Below are 19,265 nucleotides of genomic sequence, written 5' to 3' on the forward strand. Positions count from 1 at the left end.
TAAACGAAGGAAGTGACGAGAGGATGAGCAATCCACTTGGTATCGGCGTCGTGGGGGCGGGAGCCATCGCGACGCGTCTGATGGCGCATCTCCGGCTGCCGGATACGGCGGGGAAGGTCAAGCTTGCGGCGGTATGCGATCCCGTCCCGGGCAGGGCGGAAGCCGCGGCGGCCAGATACGGGGCCGCTGCGGGCTACGAGAGCTACGAGGAGCTGCTGCGCGATCCGAGCGTGGATATCGTGACGATCTGCAGTCCGATCGGACTGCATTACGAGCAGGGCGTCATGGCGATCGAAGCCGGCAAGCATGTCCACTTCAACAAGACGATGACGACGACGACGGCGGATGCCGACGATCTGATCCGCCGCGCCGCCGCCGCGAACGTGCGTCTCGTGGCCTCGCCGGGCATGATGATCAACCAGGCGTCCCGCCGCAAGCGCAAGCTTTATCTGGAAGGCGCGCTGGGCCAGCTGGCCTGGGCGATTACCGGGACGACGATGGGCGATGGCGCTTACCATTTGAACGAAGACGTGCGCACGGGCAGCGACGTGCTGAGCAACGTCAACCCCGGCTGGTACTTCCGCAAGCCGGGCGGCGGGCCGATCTACGACGCGACCGTCTACCCGCTCCACGAGCTGACGGGCATTCTCGGCCCGGCCAAGCGCGTGACGGCGCTCTCGGGCATCGGCATCCCGGAACATTGGTTCGGGCAGGAGCGAATCGAGACGGAGATGGACGATTCGACGATTCTATTGCTTGATTTCGGCCAGGCGGTCCATGCCGTCGTCTACTCGACGATCGCCGGCGCCGCGACGGAGTGGGCGCCGAGCATCTACGGCACCAAAGGGGCGCTCGTCGGCTCGAAATTCGGCGACGAGCCGTTGAAGCTGGAGGACGACCGGTTGCCGCATGTATCGGGCGAGCACGCCGAATTGCGAGAAGCGCATGTCTACGAGGACATCATGCAGCTGGTCCGATGGGTGAGGGAGGATATCCCGTCCGTTGCCAATGCCGAGCATGCGCGCCATGTCATCGAGATCATCGAATCCGGCTATCGGGCGGCGGAGACCGGGATAACCCAGGAGCTGCGCACGACCTTCGAGCCGCTCGCGCTGTCCGAGCTGTAGGTCGGCTGCGCGAGCGGCGCGCCGTCGCCGGCCCATCCGGGCTGCCGTGACCGGTTCCGCCGGAAAGCGGCAGACTTGCCGTGGCGCTCCAGAGCCGGTGCCGTATGGGCCGCCATGACCGACCGTTCACGCTGGTGAGCGGCGGACTTGCCGCGGTACGGCTCCGGCGCCTGCGGCGAAACCGAATGGCGGCCGTCTTTCCTTTCGTTCCACGAATACGATTCAACGGAGGTTGGGATACCCATGCAAATCAGTCCATCCGAGCTGGACAGCGGCAGATTGCTGCCGGAGACGATCGAGCTGGCCGCCAATCTGATCGAGGTCAACGGCTACGTCATCTTCGAAAAGGTGCTGCCGCAGGAGATGATCGAACGGATCCATCGGCGTTATCTTGAAATTCTGGAGCCTTATCTCGAGGCGCATTACGAGGAAGTATACAATCCGGGCAACGGGTTCAACGACGGGACGAATCATATTCGGCTGTACCTGCCGTTCGAGATGCCGTTCATCGACGAATCGATCATCGCGCATCCGTTCGTTACGGCGGTGCTCGATCGGCTCTTGGGCGAGGACTGCGTGCTGCATTATTTGGCGACCAATACGTCGCTGCCCGGGGGACGCAACAGCCAGCCGGTGCACGCCGACACGGGCTCTCACTTCGGCGACCGCTGCGCCTTCAACCTGCCGATCTCCAATCTGGTCGTCAATTTCCCGCTGGTCGACACGACCGAAGAGAACGGCCCGATGGAGATCTGGCCGGGCGGGACGCATCTGCTGCCGGACTACCGCTACGGCCCCAAGTCTTATAGCAAAACCAAGCTGGCCGAGCATATGCATGCCGTCAAAGCGCTCATGCCCGCCGGCTCGATCATGATCCGCGACGACCGGATGTGGCATCGCGGCACGCCGAACCGCTCGGACCGTCCCCGCCCGAACATCGCGATGATTTATGCCCCTGCGCCGAACGCTCCCCGCGCGGGCAGCATCCACATCCCGCGGGAAACGTACGATTCGCTTTCGGAGCGCGCCCGCAGACTGCTGCGGATGGAGAAAATCGGCTTCCCGGCGACCGCGCCGTCCCACTGACCGGCAACCGGGCATTAGACGCGAGCCGATCTTGGCTAGCTGCATATCGCTGTGCACCTCGGTTGCTTCAGACGGCGCAGGGAGATGAATGTTACCCGCCTCGCCTGTCCTATCGGCGCGCAAACGGTTACGCTAGCCGACGACGTAAAGAACCGTCGATTGCGTTCTTTTCCGCTCTTCCGCTTCGATACGCATGCTTTCTTCGATCAACCCTTCCGCGGAAGGGTTTTTTCGTTATCGGCGGCCATGCGAATCGTAAGGAACCCGATCAAGAAGGGCTTAGTCCCCGTGAAACAGCGCGCGGTATTTCTGCGGATGCATGCCGGCATGTTTCTTGAAGACGGTGCTGAAATACGTGGCGTTCTCGAAGCCGACCATCTCGGCGACCTCGAGAATTTTCAAGTCCGGCGATTTCAGCAATTCCTTCGCGGCTTCCATCCGTACCTTCGTCACGTACTCGGTGACGCTTTCCCCGGTCTCCTGCTTGAAGATCAAGCTGATGTAGTTCGGCGACAGGTAGACCTGCTCCGACAGCCTCGAGACGGTGATGTTTTCCATGTAGGAGCGCTCGATGATCGATTTGATCTTCTGGATCGTCCGGCCGTTCTTCTGGGTATGCTTGCGGGCGAAGTACCCGGCGAGCTCGCCGAACAGATCGAGCATCGCGTCGCGGAGCTCGGTCGCCTCGCGCTTGTCGTAGATGTCGAGGTAGATCGAGGAGTAGCCGGGAACGATATCCCGGATGTTCTCGTCCACCTCGAGGATCGCCTTGTCGGCCATGTTGATGAGCTCGACGCAGACGCTCTGCACGTAACCGATCGGCAGGCGGCGGTTGTCGCACAGCGCGTCGAAGATGAACCGCACGGCATCTTCGGCCTCGGCCGTGCCGCCCAGCTTCATATGGCGGATCAGCCCGGTTTCGGCGTCGAACAGCTTCGGAAATTCCAGCTCGTCCGCGTCGATCTGGAAATCCCCGATGAACAGCACCGAATTTTTCCCCGTGTAAAATTTGAATTTGATCGCCGCGAGCGCTTCCCGGTAGGAGCCGTACAGCTCGACCGCGCTGCGCACCGGATTGCCGATGCCGAAGGAAACGGACAGCTTCAGGAACGAGCGGACGCTGTCCGACATCTCCCGGCAGAGGTCGGCCGGGCCGGGGGCTTCCGGGTCCCGCTGCCGGAACAAGACGACATGCTCGTTCTCGTTCATGATGAAGGCGAGGCCGTTCCCGCCGCGCGAGACGATCTCGTCCAGCACGTTGTTCACGGAGAAGCCGAGCAGCTGCTTGCGAGCGTCGCTGTAACGCTCGATCGCCTTCTCGTATTCGTCGATCTGCATCACCGCCGCCGTCCAGCCGCCATCGCCCTCGAGCGGAAGCCCGTAGGCCGCCAGCTTGTTCCGCGCGTCGTCTTCGTTCGCGAGCATGCCCATGACGAGCTGGGCGAGAAACTTCTCGCGCAGCACCGGCAGGTTCTCGTGCAGCTGCCGCCGCAGCTGCACGGTCTGCGCCTCGCGGCTGCGCTCCGAGGCGATGGAGGCGACGACCTTCCGGACGATCTCCTGCAGCTCGGCGATCTTGATCGGCTTCAGGATATAGCCGTCCGCGTTCAGGCTGAGCGCCGTCTTGGCATAGCCGAAATCCTCGGCTCCGCTGATGATGATGACCCGCACGGGATCGCCGGCTTCCTTCAGCTTGAGCGCGGCTTCCAGGCCGTCCATCATCGGCATGCGTATGTCCGTCAGCAGGATATCGGGCCGCAGCGTCCGGCACAGCTCGAACGTTTCCAGGCCGTCCGCGGCGTCCGCGATCACTTCTATGCCGAGCTCGTTCCAGCGCACGACCTCCTTGAGCCCTTCCCGGACGTTGTATTCATCATCCGCGATGATCATCTTGAGCATCTTCATTCTCCTCCCATGTTGTCACGGCCGGCATCGTCACGGTCACGAGCATGCCGGGGCCTTCTCTGCTGCGGTAGCGTATGCCCGCCTGCTCGCCGAATACCTGCTTGAGCCGCTCGTTCACGTTGCGCGTGCCGAACGAGTCGTTCGCGCCGTTCGCGCCTTCCGCGCCGGCCAGCATGGCATTCAAGGCGTTCGCGTCGGCGCCGACGCCGTTGTCGGCGATATCGATGACGATCCGGTCCCCGAGTTTGCGCGCGTCGATCTCGATGAAGCCTTTGCCGTGGCGTTTCTCGATGCCGTGCAGGATCGCGTTTTCGACGAGCGGCTGCAGGATCAGCTTGACCGTCAAGTGTCCGTATACTTCCGGCTCCACCTGGAGCGCGTAGTCCAGCTTGTCCTTGAACCGGAACCGGTGGATCGACAGGTAGCTCTCGACCTGGCGCAGCTCGTCCTCGATCGGGATGATGCTGCGGCCTTTGCTGAGGCTGTACCGGAAGAAATCCGACAGGCTCGTGACCATATCGCTGATGTCGGGCACGTCGTGGCGCAGCGCGATCCAATTGATGGAATCGAGCGTATTGTACAGGAAGTGCGGATTGATCTGCGACTGCAGCGCCTTGAGCTCCGCTTCTTTCTTCTTGACCTCGCTGACGTACAGCTTGTTGATCAACTCTTTGATCTGCATTATCATCTTATTGTATTGGCTGAACAGGTACGTGAATTCGTCCTTCCGCCGGTATTGGACCTGGATGTCGAAATTGCCTTCCTGGGCATACGACATCGTCTTGATGAATTTGCGGATCGGCTTCGTGATGTTGTTCGAGAGCAGCAGCGCGATGGCGAAGGCGAGCACCATGCACAGCGCGAGCACCGCGTACATCGCCCGCCGGAAGGACACGAGCTTGCCGTTGAGATCGCCGATCGGCGACACGGAGACGACGGTCCAGTCGAGGTTGTCGATGCGCCGGAAGGAGACGAGCTCGGACCGGCCGCCGATGCGTTCGTCGAACGAGCCGACCGTCTCCGGCTGCCTCAACAGCTTCGGCATATAGGCTTCTCCCGCCAAGCTGCGCCCGAGAAGATCGAGGTCGGGGCTCACGATCACGTTCGCCTTGCTGTCGACGATGAAAATGGAGCTGTTCTCGGAAGGCTTGAGCTGGACGAGCATGCTGTTGAAGTCGTTGATATCGGCATCGATCGTGAGCAGGCCGACGTAAGGAATCGTCATGTTTCGCAGGCCGAAGAGCCGCTTGGCGAGTTTGATCGTGTAGGACGTGCCGCCGGCCGCCGCATCCGCCTGCAGGCCGACGATCGAATAGCGGGCTTTCGGCGGCAGGGCGACGTACCAAGGCTCCTTCTCGATCTCGCTGATCGTCGACACGTTGCGCGAGAAATTGTATTGCACGTATTCGGGCCGGTCCAGCATGTACAGCTTCGGGACGAACTGCTTGGCCGGACCTTCGGGCTGCGCGTAGATATCGAGAATTTTGTTCAGATTCGCCAGCTCGTTCACGAACCCGACTTGATCGGACGGACGCTCGGCGGACAGCATGTCCAGCATGTCGGGATTGAGGTAGATGGAATTGGCCACGCCGTCCATTTCGTCGAATTTCTTGACGAGCACCGTTTCCATCATCGCCAGGTTCTTCTGGACCGAGGCATTGATGTTCTCCGTGATGGTCTGGTACGACTCGTTGTAGATCGTCACGGAGATGATCGACGTCGGCAGGATGACGAGCAGCAGAAAATAGAGCAGCAGCCGGTATTTGAGGCTTACCCGGTTGAACGGAAGCAAGCCGTATGCTTTACGGAGCGTGAGCATGGGAACGCCGCTCCTTTCCACGATTTGATGATAACGGTTACACACCATTATAAGGGGATTAGAAAATGATGAAAAGCGCCCATTTTGGCAAAGCGCGGCTTCTGATCGCGGGCTTGGTCCTCGTCGCGGCCGCCGGCTGCGGCCGCGACGGCCATCCGCAGCCGGCGGCTTCCGAGGCCGCCGCCGGGGCGGAGGAGCGGGAGACGCTTACTTTCGCCTTGCAGGATACCGCCGAAACGCAGGACATCGAACGCTTGATCGCGGCATTCAACACGGATCATCCGGACGCGCCGGCCAAGCTTCTCCTTCTGCCGCGCGACACGTACGACGAATCGCTGAACATGCTCATGACCTCGGGCGAAGGGCCGGACGTCTTCCAGATCGGCACCGGCTGGCTCACCAGCTACATCTACAAAAACTGGCTGCTCGACCTGTCGGAAGCGGCGCCGGACGACGTGCGCCGGGCATTCCCCGGATGGGCGGCCGATTATACGAAGCTCAACGATCATTACTATGCGATCCCCTCCGGCATGCTGACGGTGAGGCTCATCTATAACAAGAATTTGCTGGCGGGGGCCGGCTGCGACCCGGACAAGCCGCCGGCGGCGCTGGCGGAATTGAAGCGCTGCGCCGTCGGGATATCCAAGGCGGGCACCGGGTATCGCAAATACGGCTTCGCGCTGCCGGCGAGCGAGGACGAGGCCGGCTTTCAGCAGCCGCTCGAGATGGCGGGCACGTACAGCGGCGCGTATTATTACGATTATGCCAAAGGAAAGTACGACTTTTCCGTCTATTTGCCTTGGTTTCGAACGGTGCTCGACATGAAGCGGGAGGGCGGGCTGTTTCCCGGCGAGATGTCGCTGAAGACCGATACGGCGCTGACGCAATTCGCGGAGGGGAATATCGGAATGATGATCGTGTCGAGCCGCGACATCGCGGCGCTCGAGCGCATGCGGCCGGGTTCGTTCGAATGGGGAATCGCGATGCCGCCGCTGTTCGACGAGGCAGACAAGGGAAAGGGCGCGCTGATGATCGAGCCCGAGCCGCCCTATGCCGTCAATGCGTACACGACGCATAAGGAGGCGGCGGTCGAGCTGTGGCAATATCTGCTGTCGAGCGGCTATCTCGGGGAACTTTACAAGCAGAGCGACCTCATTCCCGCGCGCTCGGACGTGGCGAACGACGAGCGCTACCGGCCGGAGCTGCCGAGCATGCGGCAATTCTTGCCGACGAACGAGGAGTCGATTTATCCGCAGGAGCCTGAATTCATCTTGAAAAACGAGCAGGCGCAGTTCACGCCGAGCAACCTCGGAGATGCCGCGCGGATGAAGGCGTACCGGGATATCCTGCAGGGGCTTCGCGATCCCAAGGATGCGCTGGCGGAGCTGTCTGCGCAGTATAACCGTTCGCTGCACGACGCCGTCTATCTGAATCCGGTCGTGAACCTGAACGACTACGTCTACCCGGCTTTCGATCCGAGGCATCCGCTGCGGTCGGTGAAGCAGGACGCGGACGAAGGATAGGAAAGGCCGGAAACTCGATAGAAAATTGAAGTCCGCAATAGATAATTTGATGTAGCTTACGCTTGTAAGCGTATACACTTGGAGGTGATAACGCAGAGGAGGAGATTGGTTAATGAGATCGTTGAAGTTGCGAAGAACGATCGGCGTCGCGCTTGCGGCGCTGATCGCGTGTTCCGGCCTGCCCGCCAAGCCGGCGGGAGCGGAGGCCGCGCCGGCGTACGACGTCACCGTGTCGGGCGTCGACCAGCAGACGGTGAAGGGCTGGGGCATATTCCCTTCCTGGAACCGCGCGGACTGGAACCGGGATTTTACCGACAAGACGGGGGCGCAGCAAGCCTTGTTCGAGGATCTGGGCGCCTCGATGTTCCGGGTCATGATTCCGGCCGTGGCCGGAGACGGGGACGGCAATCTGATCGACGCCAAAATGCAGGAAATTTACGGAATCGTCCATGCCGGCGAGACGAGAGGGATGCACGATTACATCGTGTCGGTCTGGTCCCCGCCGATCGGGATGAAGACGCTGCCGACCGTTAATGGATGGACGGGCTCGGAGCACGTGAGGCTCCGCACCGACAAGGAGACGGCTTACGCGGACTACCTCGTCAAATCGATTCAGTGGCTGGCGGCTCACGGCGCGAGCGTGCCCAAGGCGCTCAGCTTCCAGAACGAACCGTTGTCGCAAATCGTCAGCGAGTGGTGCTACTGGGGCGGAGACAACGGCACGCAGTACCAGCGCGTCGCCAAGCTGCTGCGCGCCAAGCTCGACGCCGCCGGGCTGAACGCCGTGGAGATTCTCGGTCCGGAAGGCGCAGCTTATCATGAGAACGAGCTGCTGCTCGGCGAAGATTTCTCCGCGCTCCGCAGCGACCCGGAGCTGAACGCGGCGATCGGTGGGCTGGCCTCGCATAGTTATTTCGCCAAGGGCTTCGACAACAACGACGTGTACAAGAACTATCGCGCCGCGCTCGATCAGGTGCCGGACAAGGACCTGTGGCAGACCGAGTACAGCACGCTCATCGCCGGCGTCTCGGAGATGGACATGGCGATCAACGCCGCCCAGCGCCTGGCGGGCGACATGGCGCTCATCAAGGACAATTATTGGTTCTGGTGGCTGGGCTGGGCGAACGGCAGGCACCCGACCGACGTCGGCGAGGTGCTGCTTGACGGCGACGGCTATACCGTGACCAAGTCGAAAGCGTTCTACGTGCTCAGCAATTTGTTCAAGAACGTTCCCGTCGGCTCGACCGTCAGACGAGTCAGCGCGGATCCGGCCTCCGGCTTGACGACGACGGACGCGGTATGGATGGACGCGGTCGCGTTCGTGAACGGCAGCCAAACGACCGCGCTGCTGGTCAATCCGACGAACGCCGCGAAAACCGTGAACGTGAACGGCCTGACCGGGACGACGGCCAACGTGTACCAGCTGACCGCCGACGTCGCGAAAGGCCAGGACATGCAGCTGGCGGCTTCCCGCAACATTCAAGGCGGCAAGGCTTCCGCGGTCGTGCTGCCGGCCAGGAGCGTGTCCGTCGTCGTCACGTCCGACGAGGACGCGGCGCCGCCGCATATCGTGTTCGATCAGTCCGGCAGCACGTCCGTCAAGGATGCGGCCTATGCCGTGAGAGACTCGCAATTCACGGTGTCGGGGCATCTGGATGAAGCAGGCACGCTGCTGATCAACGGACAAGCCGTGCCGGTCGCGGGCGATAACAGCTTCAGCACGACCGTCGCGCTTGGGCCCGGGGATAATACGATCACGGCCGTGGCGAAGGATGGAGCCGGCAACGAAGGCGAGCCCGTGACGTTGTTCGTCAGGTACGATCCGTCGTACTTGGGGCTGACCTTGGACCAGAGCGGACTGCAGTACGTCAAGCAAGGGGATTACGCCGTCTCGGGCCGGACGAACGGCAGCGCGGCGGTGACCGTGAAGCAGACGGCCGGCGGCGAAACGGTCAAGCAGGAGACGATCCAAGTGGGAACGCCGGATGAAGGCGGCGGCCAGGCGGGCGACGTCATCCGGCAGATCCTGAACGATAACTACGTCTCGTCGGGAGCGGGGTTGACCAGCGCGCAAGGCGGCTTTACGACGAACGCGCAGGTCGTGTGGGACAGCCGATCGGTATTCGCGCCGGCCGAAGGGGAGCGCTCGCTCCGGTTGAAATTAACGGCCGGCTTTGCCCGCGTCGGCTTGAATTTCCTGAATTCGGGGAATCAAGCGGCAGCGGAGGATTATGCCGCGGTCAAGGACACCGCGGCGCTCCAATTCCAGGTGTATACGAAGAGCAAGGTGGACAGCTTCTCCGCCGTGCTGATCTCGGATAACGGCGGAACGGCGGTCGAGGCGAGGCTGCCGCTCTCGAGCTACATTGCCGCCGCGGATTACGGGGCCAAGTGGACGCAGGCGACCATTCCTTTGTCCGATTTCGACGCGGCGCAACGCTTCAACGCAGCGACAGGCGAGGCAACCTCGCTGCCCGTGCAATGGAGCAGCGTCAAGGCAATCGGCTTCGAAAGCAATCATACGGCTTATTACGATCCGTATATCGACGATTTGAAGATCGTATCGACCGGCAGCCAGGACGACGGCTCGGACGGCGGCGATGACGGCGGCAACGCGGCTCCGCTTGCGTTCAGCACGGTCTTGAACTTGAGCCAAGGCGAGAATGCGATCGCCGTCACGGCGTCCAATCTGCTGAACCAAACCGCCGTGCCCGCGTCGGTGCGGGTCGTGTACGATCCGAACCCGCCGGTGCTGACCGTGCCTTCCGAAGGCTCGACCTCGGGTACCAGCTACGTGTTGAACGGCAGCGTCAACGAGGATGCCGTCATCAGCGTCAACGGAACGACGGCGACCCTGAAGCCTGACCGCACGTTTACGGCCGTGGTCCGCGTGACCAAGGGCGAGAATACGATTACGGTCACGGCGAAGGATCCGGCAGGCAACGAATCGCAGTCTGTCGTCATCGTGACCGCCGATCCCGTCGAGGACGGATCGTTGGCGCCGGGCGTCGCGGTCTCGGACCGGGCGGCGGCCGAGCCGACGATCGACGGGGAGCTGTCCGAACCCGGCTGGTCGGTCAACAACCGGGTGGAGAAGATGATCACCGGCGCATCCGACAACAACGTCACGTTCGGCTCGATGTGGAACGACGACAAGTTGTTCGTCGCGATGAAGGTGCTGGACGCCAATCTGGTCAACGATACGGCCGGCGCCTTGACCTATCAGGACGATTCGATCGAAATCTACCTGGACGGGGACAACGCGCGCAGCTCCGTGTTCGGCACGGACGATCATCAAATTACGCTCGGCTGGCATGATGACCAGCTGTCGGTCGGCGGAGACATACCCGGCATCACCTTCGCGCAGAAGGATATCGACGGCGGATTTACGGTCGAAATGGCCATTCCGTGGAGCGGGATCGGCATTCAGCCCCCTGCCGACAATGCGGTGATCGGCTTCGACGCGGCTTATAACGACGACGACGGCGGCAACGGCGGATTGCGTCAAAGCCAGCTGATGTGGCGAGGCAACGCGGACAATTGGCGCAGCACGGCCGCCTTCGGCAGCTTGTATTTGAACGACGGCAAGAACGCGGCTGCCGCAGTGGAGCCTTCCGGCGCGCTGACGGTCGACGGGGCGCTTAACGAGCCGTCCTGGTCGCTGAACAACGACGTAACCAAGGCGATTACCGGTACGTCCAATAACGGCGTCAGCTTCGGAACGCTCGGCGACACGCAGAATTTGTACGTCGGCATTGAAGTGCTGGATGCCGATCTGCGCAACGATACGGCCGGCGCGCAAACCTATCAGGACGATTCGGTGGAGGTTTACCTCGACGCCGACCATAATCAAGGCGCCGCATACGATTCGTATGACCATCAGCTGACGCTTGGCTGGCATGATACGCAGCTGTCCATGATCGGCAATTTGGCCAACGTACAATATGCGCAGAAGGACATCGCCGGCGGTTATACGGTCGAGCTGGCTATTCCGTGGGCGTCCCTCGGCATCGATCCGGCCCGCGATATTACGCTCGGCTTCGATATCGGCAATAACGACGACGACGGCGGCAACGCCGGCAATCGCGAAAGCCAGATCTTATGGAACGGAACCGGCGATAACTGGCGGGACACCTCCGGCTTCGGAAACCTGTTGAACCATAACCTGAGTCTCGCGCTGCCGGACGATGAAACGCCAGATCCGGACGGACTCTCTTTGTTCACGGATGACAATGCGAATTTGAGCAAGCTGTACGCCAAATCGAATCTGATCGTCAACGCCTCCGGCCATCCGGAGAATTTCTCTGGCGATGCTACACGTATCGCGCACAATATCGATAATCCGACAACGCCGGAATACGTCGTTTACCGTTCGCCGGAGGGAGACATCTATTCCTTCGACATTACGACCGGCCTGTTCTCGGGCACGCCGCAATTCGCCTTCTACGGCTCGGCGGACGGCGCGAATTTCACGAAAATCACGGCGGCTTCCAAGCTGACGGGCGGAGCGAACGGTTATGCGGTATTCAGCAATACCGCGAGCGGACTGCCGGCGGGAACCAAATACCTGAAGATTGAATTCCCGGGCCTGGAGAACTGGAAAGAGCAGCTGATGAACGTCGGCTTCAAGTACTTCGGCGCCACGACGCCGCCGGATGACGGAGAGGTCTCGACCTTCACGGACGAAGCGGCCGACTTGTCCAAGCTGATCGGCAAATCGGGCCATATCGTCAATGCCTTCGGCGGGCAGCTGGAGAAGTACGCCGGCGACGGCGACCGGATCATTCATTCGAACGACGACAGCCTGGAACCGGAGTACGTCATCTACAAGTCGCCGGACGGCGATATCCGGTCCTATAACGTCAACGTGACGAACTGGACGAGTCTGCCGAAGACGGTCAAATTCACGCTTTACGGTTCCGCGGACGGACAGAGTTTTACCGAGCTGCCCGTTCATTCGCAAATTCTCAGCAATGCGTCCGGTTACGACACGATCGGCTTGACCGGGGACGATCTGGCGAGCGGGATCCGCTACCTGAAGATCGTGTTCCCTTACGGGGATCCGGCGTGCGACAACTGGACGAGCACGATCAACAAAGTCGCGTTCGCGTACGCCGCCGATGCGACTCCGGCGGAAGGTCCGATCTCGGCTTCCGCGGTCTTGTCGGGCGCGTCTTCCGTTTCGGCGGGTCAGACCTACGTGCTTCATTACGGGGTGTCCGACCTGCAGGGCAGCATCGCGGCGGAGGACCTGAAGCTTCAATACAACCCTGCCCTGTTCGAATTCGTCTCGGTCAACGAATCGAAACCCGGGTTCGCGATTGCCGGACAGTCGGCCGTCCCGGGCACGGTGCACGTGATTCTGGCCGCTGCCGGTACCGCGAATGCCGTGAACGAGGACGGCGATATCCTTCAATTCACGCTCAAGGCGAAGACACCGGACACAGCCGTATCTTCGGCGTTTTCAATAACGAACAACGTCGTCTCCACGGTCGGCGGGGAGGAAACGCAGCTGGAGAACGCGGCGCATAACGTCGAGATCGCGATCGTCGACAAAACGGCGTTGTCCGAGGCGATCGCGCAGGCGCAGGCTGCGCTGAACGCCGCTGTGGAGGGCTCGCATGCAGGACAGCACCGAACGGGCTCCAAAGCGATTTTGCAGGCGGCGATTGCTGCCGCCCAATCATCCGCGAACGATGCCGCGGCAACGCAGGCGCAAGTGAATCAAGCCGTCCTGACGCTGCAAGCTGCCGTCCAAACGTTCGCGCAATCGGCCATCCAGACCGGCGATATGAACGCGGACGGCAAGATCAGCGCCGGCGATCTCGGCATCGCGGCCGGTTATTACGGCAAAACCTTAACGGATGCCGGCTGGGACGAGACCTACCGAGACGCCGACATGAACGGCGACGGCATCATCGACACGGCGGATTTCGCCGCGCTGGCCGCTTATTTCCTATAAGACCAAGCCTAGGAGCAGTCCCGCGTTTCGGGGGGATTGCTCCTTTCCCGTCGCGGAAGCATCCTTGCCCTTGCATATCCGATAGAATTTTGAAGGCCGCCGTAGATAATTTGATTCAGCCCGGGAGCGAAAGCGTCTACAATGGGAACTGTTACGGGACATCGTTACCGCTTACACAAACAAAGGAGGGTTTTACATGCAACGCAAATCCAAAATCGCCACCACGCTTCTCACCGTCGCGTTCGTTTCTTCGCTCGCGCTGACGGGCTGCGGAAATTCGAACGACGGGAACGGCGCGAACGCGACTAACGCGGCGGAGCCGGAGACCGCGAACACGAACGCGAATGCGGCGCAAACGGAGAACGCGGCGCCCGCGGACGAGAAACCGGCCCTGGATCCGGTAGAGCTGTCGATCTACTATCCGGGCACCGAGCAGAAGGACGTAGCCGCGGTCGAAGAAGAAATGAACAAGGAGCTCAAGGACAAAATCAACGCCACCGTCAAAATCAACGCGGTCGACTGGGGCAACTGGGCCCAGAAAATCAACCTGATGGTCGCCTCCGGAGAGCCGTTCGACCTCTTGTTCACGGCCGGCTGGGATAATTTCAGCGGCAATGTCGCCAAGGGCGCCTTCCTCGACGTCACTTCCCTGATCGACCAATACGCCCCGGAAACGAAAGCGCAGATGAATCCGGAGCTGCTGACGGGCACGGCGATCGACGGCAAGAACTACGCGGTGCCGGTAGAGAAAGAAATGGCCAGCGAATTCGGCATCGTGCTGAACAAAGACCTCGTGGACAAGTACAGCTTCGATATCAGCACGATCAAGACGTACGAGGACCTGGAGCCGATGCTGCAGGTCATCAAAGAGAAAGAGCCGAACGTGACGCCGTTCTGGGGCGGTAAAAACAACGTCACCCTCATCCCGTTCGAGCAAATCGGCGCCGTACCCGGCGCGATCAAGAAGGATGGCGGCACGACGGTCGTCGACCAGTGGGAATCGCCCGAAATGCTGCAAATGCTGAAGCTGATGAAGGACTGGAATGGCAAAGGCTATTTCCAGAAGGATCCGGCCACTCAAAAAGACGCCGCTCCCGGCAACAAAGCAGGCACGGTCTTCGCGCAATGGCAGCAGCTCACGCCGGGCAAAGACAAGGTGCTCAGCCAGCAATGGGGCCATCCGATGGTGCAAGTCGTCATGACGGAGCCTTATACGACAAGCGGCGATCTGAACGGCGCCATGACGGCCATCTCCCGGACCTCCAAAAATCCGGAGCGCGCCATGATGCTGATCAACCTGCTGCATACGGACGCCAAGCTGCTGAACACGCTCGTAAACGGCGTGGAAGGCAAGCATTTCGCGAAAGCAAGCGATACGGTCATCAAGCTGCCGGACGGCGTTCAAGCCGGCCAAAGCGGTTACACGCCAGGCAACAACTACATGTTCGGCAACCAATTCCTCAACTATCTGTGGGATAACGAGGATCCGCAAAAATGGGAAGCGTACAAGGCGTTCAATGCCTCGGCGAAGCCATCGCCGATCGTCGGCTTCAGCTATAACGCCGAACCGGTCAAGAACGAAGAAGCGGCCATCAACAACATCTTCAACTCGTTCATCGACGGCCTCAGCACCGGCGTCATGGATCCCGACAAGGATCTGCCCGACTTTATCGCCAAGATGAAGCAAGCCGGACTGGATAAAGTCATTGCCGAGAAACAAAAGCAAGTCGATGCTTTCCTAAGCGGCAAGTAAGCAATACCTGCAGGCGAATAGCGAGGCCGGCATGTATACGATTGCCGGCCTCTTCAATTGATCGTGAAAGGAGCGGAGCTCATGAACCGTCGCGCTGGCTTGCTATTCAACCTCGTGAAATACCGCGCCTTGTTCCTGATGCTGATTTTGCCGGCAGCGGTACTGGTGTTCAATAACTATATCCCGATGTTCGGCGGCATCGTCGCCTTCAAGAACTACAATTTCGAGGGCGGCATCCTGGGAAGTCCCTGGGAAGGGTTGGATAATTTCAAGTTTTTGTTCCAAACGGAAGATGCCTTGATCGCGACCCGCAATACCCTGCTTTATAATGGATTGTTTATCGTCCTTAACACGGTCGGAGCCATACTTCTGGCCATCGCGCTGAACGAATTGCGAAGCCGGAAACTGGCGAGGTTTTTTCAAAGCAGCTTGCTTTTCCCTTATTTCTTGTCTTTCGTCGCCGTCAGCTATCTCGCCTACGCCTTCCTCGGCGGATACGGCTATATCAACAAAGTCATTTTGGAGCCGCTCGGGTTCCATGAAATCTCGTGGTATACCGAACCTAAGTACTGGACGGTCATTCTACCGCTCGTTAACCTTTGGAAAAATGTCGGCTACGGGATGGTCCTTTATTTGGCCGCCATCATCGGAATCGATCAGGAATATTACGAGGCAGCCGTTATCGACGGAGCCTCCAAATGGCAGCAGATTCGGAAAATCACGATCCCGTTGATCGTCCCGGTCATCATCGTGATGGTTATCTTGCAAATCGGCCGCATCTTCAATGCGGATTTCGGCTTGTTTTATCAAGTGCCGCTCAATACGGGCGTGCTTTACCCGACGACAAACGTTATTGATACCTTCACCTACCGCTCGCTGCTTGTCACCGGCAATGTAGGGATGTCGGCAGCCGCTTCCCTTTATCAATCGGTGGTCGGGTTCGTGCTCGTGCTGCTGACCAATTTCATCTTGCGCAAGTCAAGCCGCGAAAACGCGCTGTTTTAGGAGGGAACCGAAATGAATGCTCACGCCGACGCTCAGGTCTCGGGCGGCCGTCCTGCGGAAAAAAAACGCGCGGTGAAGAAGGAATATTCAAGCAATAGCTTAACGGGCTGGGCGAACGGGCTTCTAGTCGCCGTCTTCATGCTGCTTAGCTTGGCATGCCTGTATCCGGTGCTGCTTGTCATCGCGGTATCGCTCACGGACGAGCAGGCGATCGTGACTCATGGCTACAATATTATTCCAAGGGAATTCTCGGTGTACGCGTACCGCTATTTGTTCGAAGACGCGACGCAGATCTTCCGCGGGTACGGCGTCTCGATTCTGGTCACGGTAATCGGCACGATCGGGAGCCTGCTGCTGACCTCGCTGCTCGCATTTCCGCTCTCCCGCAGAGACATGCCTTACCGCAACGTCATTGCCTTTGCCGTATTCTTCACGATGCTCTTCAGCGGCGGGCTCGTCCCGTGGTATCTCGTCTATAATGCGGCAGGCCTTAACAATACGCTGCTCGCGCTCATTGTTCCGCATCTGGTAATGCCGTTCAATGTCATCATCATGCGTACCTTCTTCGCGAACACGATACCGGTGTCGCTGATCGAATCGGCCAAGATCGACGGGGCCGGGGAATTCCGGATTTTCGCCCGAATCGTCCTGCCGCTATCCTTGCCGGTCATGGCGTCCATCGGCTTGTTTCAGACGCTGGCCTATTGGAACGATTGGTTCACGAGCTCGGTGTTCATCAGCGACAACCATCTGGTGAGCCTGCAATACCTCATGTACAAGACCATCTACAACATTCAATATTTGAGTTCCGGCTTGGTCGACGCTTCCGTTGCCGGCACGGCCTCGGCGGCGATTCCGACCGAGACGGTCCGGATGGCGATGGCGATCGTCGGCATCGGGCCCATCGTGTTCGTCTATCCGTTTTTGCAGAAATATTTCGTCAAAGGCTTGACCGTCGGAGCCGTCAAAGGCTGACGAGCCGGCGCATGCCGGACAAGAATAAGGAGGCAGCCTCACGTGAACGACCCGTTGGATAATTACGCGCTTGATCTGCGCAAAAGCACGGCTCCGCCCAATCATATCGCGGTGAGCAGCTTGTACAGCGTCACGGCACCCCAGTACGGCACGGTGACGGGTGTCAAAGGCTGCTACTCGCCGCCCTATGCGGCGGGCGAGCTGCAATTTGGTTTGGACTTGGTAGCTGACGGCCACAAAGTCGAGGATACCGGCAATTTGGGCAAACGGGACTGCGGTCTCCTGTTCGCGGGGGCGGTGTGGCGACCCGACCGCATCGTTCGCCGCGGAACGTATCATTGGCTGAAGGAAGAGGGACTTGTGTCGCTGGGCGTAATTAGCGAACTCGTGCCGTTAACCGGCAAGGCCGGCTTCGTGCTCGCAGTGCGGGTTACGAACCGCTGCGACAGAAGCGTCGCACTGGAAATCATGCCGCGGCTTGAGCCGGGGAGCGTCCGCAAGGTGCCGTTAGGCGCATGGAATTTCAGCCCTCCGGTAGGCGGAACGATTCCGAAGCGTCTAGGCGACGAATCCGTCTGGGAGAACGAAGCCGTGCGGATCTCCGTCTATCATGACCGGCTTTCCGCCATTATGTCGCCGGGACAGGAATACGCGTTTCGCATCGCGGTCGTCCTGACCGATGCCGGCAGGGAGTCCCCCTTGCCGAATAGTTTGGCCGACTGGGCGAAGGAGACGGAAGAACGCTGGAGAGGACTTATCGCCCGTTCGGAAACGGCCATGCCGCGGCTGGAGACCGATATTCCGGGACTCGAGGCGTATTATCGCCGGTCGCTGATCAGCGGCTTGATCTGTCTGTGGGACCATCCGGAGTTCAAAATCCGACCGTTTCCGGTCACCTCCGGCATCGACGGAGGCGGCATCAACAATTACCCGTGGGATGCGGCGGGTTACGTGGGTCAAACCTTGACGATGCTGCTGGGCAGCGAAGGCTCGCTGCAGTACCTGCGTTTTATGGAAGAAGGCGGGATCGATCGGCATATTTGTTTCGCCCCTGACGGCACGGGCTACGAGCCGTTCGCGTATTCCTACAGCTTGTGGGCATTCTTTCATTTTGCCTGGTCGCTCTTCAGCCAGCATGGCGTGATCGCCGAGCTTTACCCGGTGCTGCGACGCGTGCTGGAGATCGACGAGGAGAGGCTGCTTCGCCGGGGCGAGCTGCTCGATTACGGCAATCATCATCATCTGCTGGAGATGCGCGGCAGCGGCTACGAGCACGTGGTCGCGAGTCCGAACGCGGAACGCGCCTGGTGCTACGACAGGCTGGCGGAATTGGCGGCGCATCTCGGCCTGGAGGAGGCGGAGGGCTGGCGCGGCAAGTCCGCGCGCATTCGCCGCGCGATCCGGGAAGACTTGTGGGACGACGAGGCGAAATGGTTCCGCAGCCTGTACCCCGGGGGGCACCGGGAGATCGTGTATTCGATCCAGGCTTACGACGCGCTGCGGATGGGGGCTTGCACGCCCGAGATGGAGCGCGCGCTGTTATCGCATTTGCGCGACGGGGCGTTTCTCGGGCAGTTCGGCGTATCCAGCATATCCGCGGAGGATGAGCTTCACTACGAGTTGAACGATCCCGACTGGTCGGGCGGAGGCAGCTTCGGCGGCGAAGGACCGATACTGGCGCAGACGCTGTGGGAGATCGGCCGGCCGGAGCTGGCTTGGGACGTCCTGAAGCGCCATCTGTGGATCGGCGCCCGACTGCCGTACGTGCCGCAGGAGCATTATTGCGATCGGCCGGCCGTTCCCGCGCACAAGCGGGCCAATAACATCTCCGGCATGGCCGGCTCCCAGGCGATTATCTTCGGCATGGCCGGCATCCGTCCGCAGCTGGACGGCAGCCTGCACATTCATCCGCAGCCGCCCGAGGAAGGGCGAGTCTCGCTCATCGGCTATGACTTCCGCGGACATCTCTACGACGTCCACATGGCGCCGGGGCATTGCCGGATTGTGCGCGACGGCAGCGAAATCTACAGCGGCGTTCCGGAGCTCCGGACGATCGGGCAAGCGGCGGCCGTGTAGTATCGGTCGGGAGACGACGACGTCGTTCGCAATT

Annotated in this window: 11 protein-coding genes; 8 read left to right on the forward strand and 3 right to left on the reverse strand. The window is 60.5% G+C overall.

What is annotated here, in order from left to right; all coding sequences use genetic code 11:
* Nucleotides 1-23 precede the first annotated feature (23 nt).
* On the forward strand, nt 24-1,127 hold the full coding sequence (locus tag GT019_RS20565) for a Gfo/Idh/MocA family protein (RefSeq protein WP_161745079.1): 1,104 nt from the start codon (nt 24-26) through the stop codon (nt 1,125-1,127).
* Here GT019_RS20565 and GT019_RS20570 read toward each other — a convergent pair.
* Nucleotides 1,052-1,372 carry a hypothetical protein gene (locus tag GT019_RS20570; protein WP_161745080.1) on the reverse strand — a complete coding sequence of 107 codons (321 nt, stop codon included), beginning with the start codon at nt 1,370-1,372 and terminating at the stop codon, nt 1,052-1,054. The genes GT019_RS20565 and GT019_RS20570 overlap by 76 nt on opposite strands.
* On the opposite strand from GT019_RS20570, the gene GT019_RS20575 reads away from it, so the two are divergent.
* Nucleotides 1,371-2,213 carry a phytanoyl-CoA dioxygenase family protein gene (locus tag GT019_RS20575; protein ID WP_161745081.1) on the forward strand — a complete coding sequence of 281 codons (843 nt, stop codon included), beginning with the start codon at nt 1,371-1,373 and terminating at the stop codon, nt 2,211-2,213. The two genes, GT019_RS20570 and GT019_RS20575, sit on opposite strands and share 2 nt — an antisense overlap.
* 279 nt (nt 2,214-2,492) lie before the next feature.
* Here the strand turns inward: GT019_RS20575 and GT019_RS20580 are convergent, their stop codons facing one another.
* Nucleotides 2,493-4,112 (reverse strand): response regulator, encoded by a 1,620-nt coding sequence (locus GT019_RS20580; protein WP_161745082.1) that lies wholly within the window; start codon nt 4,110-4,112, stop codon nt 2,493-2,495.
* Nucleotides 4,087-5,937, reverse strand: coding sequence for a cache domain-containing sensor histidine kinase (locus tag GT019_RS20585; protein WP_161745083.1), 1,851 nt, complete (start codon nt 5,935-5,937; stop codon nt 4,087-4,089). The genes GT019_RS20580 and GT019_RS20585 overlap by 26 nt, the downstream gene beginning before the upstream one ends.
* 65 nt (nt 5,938-6,002) lie before the next feature.
* Between GT019_RS20585 and GT019_RS20590 the strand changes: the two genes are divergently transcribed.
* The 6 genes from GT019_RS20590 (at nt 6,003) to GT019_RS20615 (ending at nt 19,231) form a co-directional block, all read left to right on the forward strand.
* Nucleotides 6,003-7,460 (forward strand): ABC transporter substrate-binding protein, encoded by a 1,458-nt coding sequence (locus GT019_RS20590; RefSeq protein WP_161745084.1) that lies wholly within the window; start codon nt 6,003-6,005, stop codon nt 7,458-7,460.
* A gap of 112 nt (nt 7,461-7,572) precedes the next feature.
* The gene (locus GT019_RS20595) at nt 7,573-13,422 is read left to right on the forward strand and encodes a sugar-binding protein (protein WP_161745085.1); all 5,850 of its coding nucleotides are present in this window, start codon (nt 7,573-7,575) and stop codon (nt 13,420-13,422) included.
* A 196-nt stretch (nt 13,423-13,618) separates the two neighbouring features.
* Entirely contained in the window at nt 13,619-15,175 is a 1,557-nt protein-coding gene (locus tag GT019_RS20600; RefSeq protein WP_161745086.1) for an ABC transporter substrate-binding protein, read from the forward strand.
* Nucleotides 15,176-15,256: 81 nt separating this feature from the next.
* Nucleotides 15,257-16,180, forward strand: coding sequence for an ABC transporter permease (locus GT019_RS20605; protein WP_161745087.1), 924 nt, complete (start codon nt 15,257-15,259; stop codon nt 16,178-16,180).
* A 12-nt stretch (nt 16,181-16,192) separates the two neighbouring features.
* Entirely contained in the window at nt 16,193-17,155 is a 963-nt protein-coding gene (locus GT019_RS20610; protein WP_161745088.1) for a carbohydrate ABC transporter permease, read from the forward strand.
* Nucleotides 17,156-17,197: 42 nt separating this feature from the next.
* Entirely contained in the window at nt 17,198-19,231 is a 2,034-nt protein-coding gene (locus GT019_RS20615; protein ID WP_161745089.1) for an MGH1-like glycoside hydrolase domain-containing protein, read from the forward strand.
* Nucleotides 19,232-19,265: the final 34 nt, after the last annotated feature.

The organism is Paenibacillus glycinis, assembly GCF_009909185.1.
Lineage (GTDB): Bacteria > Bacillota > Bacilli > Paenibacillales > Paenibacillaceae > Paenibacillus_Z > Paenibacillus_Z glycinis.

Excerpts from the sequence above, each read along its gene's own strand:
- GT019_RS20605 (WP_161745087.1), top strand. The coding sequence starts at position 15,257 with ATGAACCGTCGCGCTGGCTTGCTATTCAACCTCGTGAAATACCGCGCC.
- GT019_RS20595 (WP_161745085.1), top strand. The coding sequence starts at position 7,573 with ATGAGATCGTTGAAGTTGCGAAGAACGATCGGCGTCGCGCTTGCGGCG.
- GT019_RS20575 (WP_161745081.1), top strand. The coding sequence starts at position 1,371 with ATGCAAATCAGTCCATCCGAGCTGGACAGCGGCAGATTGCTGCCGGAG.
- GT019_RS20600 (WP_161745086.1), top strand. The coding sequence starts at position 13,619 with ATGCAACGCAAATCCAAAATCGCCACCACGCTTCTCACCGTCGCGTTC.
- GT019_RS20610 (WP_161745088.1), top strand. The coding sequence starts at position 16,193 with ATGAATGCTCACGCCGACGCTCAGGTCTCGGGCGGCCGTCCTGCGGAA.
- GT019_RS20570 (WP_161745080.1), bottom strand. The coding sequence starts at position 1,372 with ATGGGTATCCCAACCTCCGTTGAATCGTATTCGTGGAACGAAAGGAAA.
- GT019_RS20580 (WP_161745082.1), bottom strand. The coding sequence starts at position 4,112 with ATGCTCAAGATGATCATCGCGGATGATGAATACAACGTCCGGGAAGGG.
- GT019_RS20565 (WP_161745079.1), top strand. The coding sequence starts at position 24 with ATGAGCAATCCACTTGGTATCGGCGTCGTGGGGGCGGGAGCCATCGCG.
- GT019_RS20590 (WP_161745084.1), top strand. The coding sequence starts at position 6,003 with ATGATGAAAAGCGCCCATTTTGGCAAAGCGCGGCTTCTGATCGCGGGC.
- GT019_RS20585 (WP_161745083.1), bottom strand. The coding sequence starts at position 5,937 with ATGCTCACGCTCCGTAAAGCATACGGCTTGCTTCCGTTCAACCGGGTA.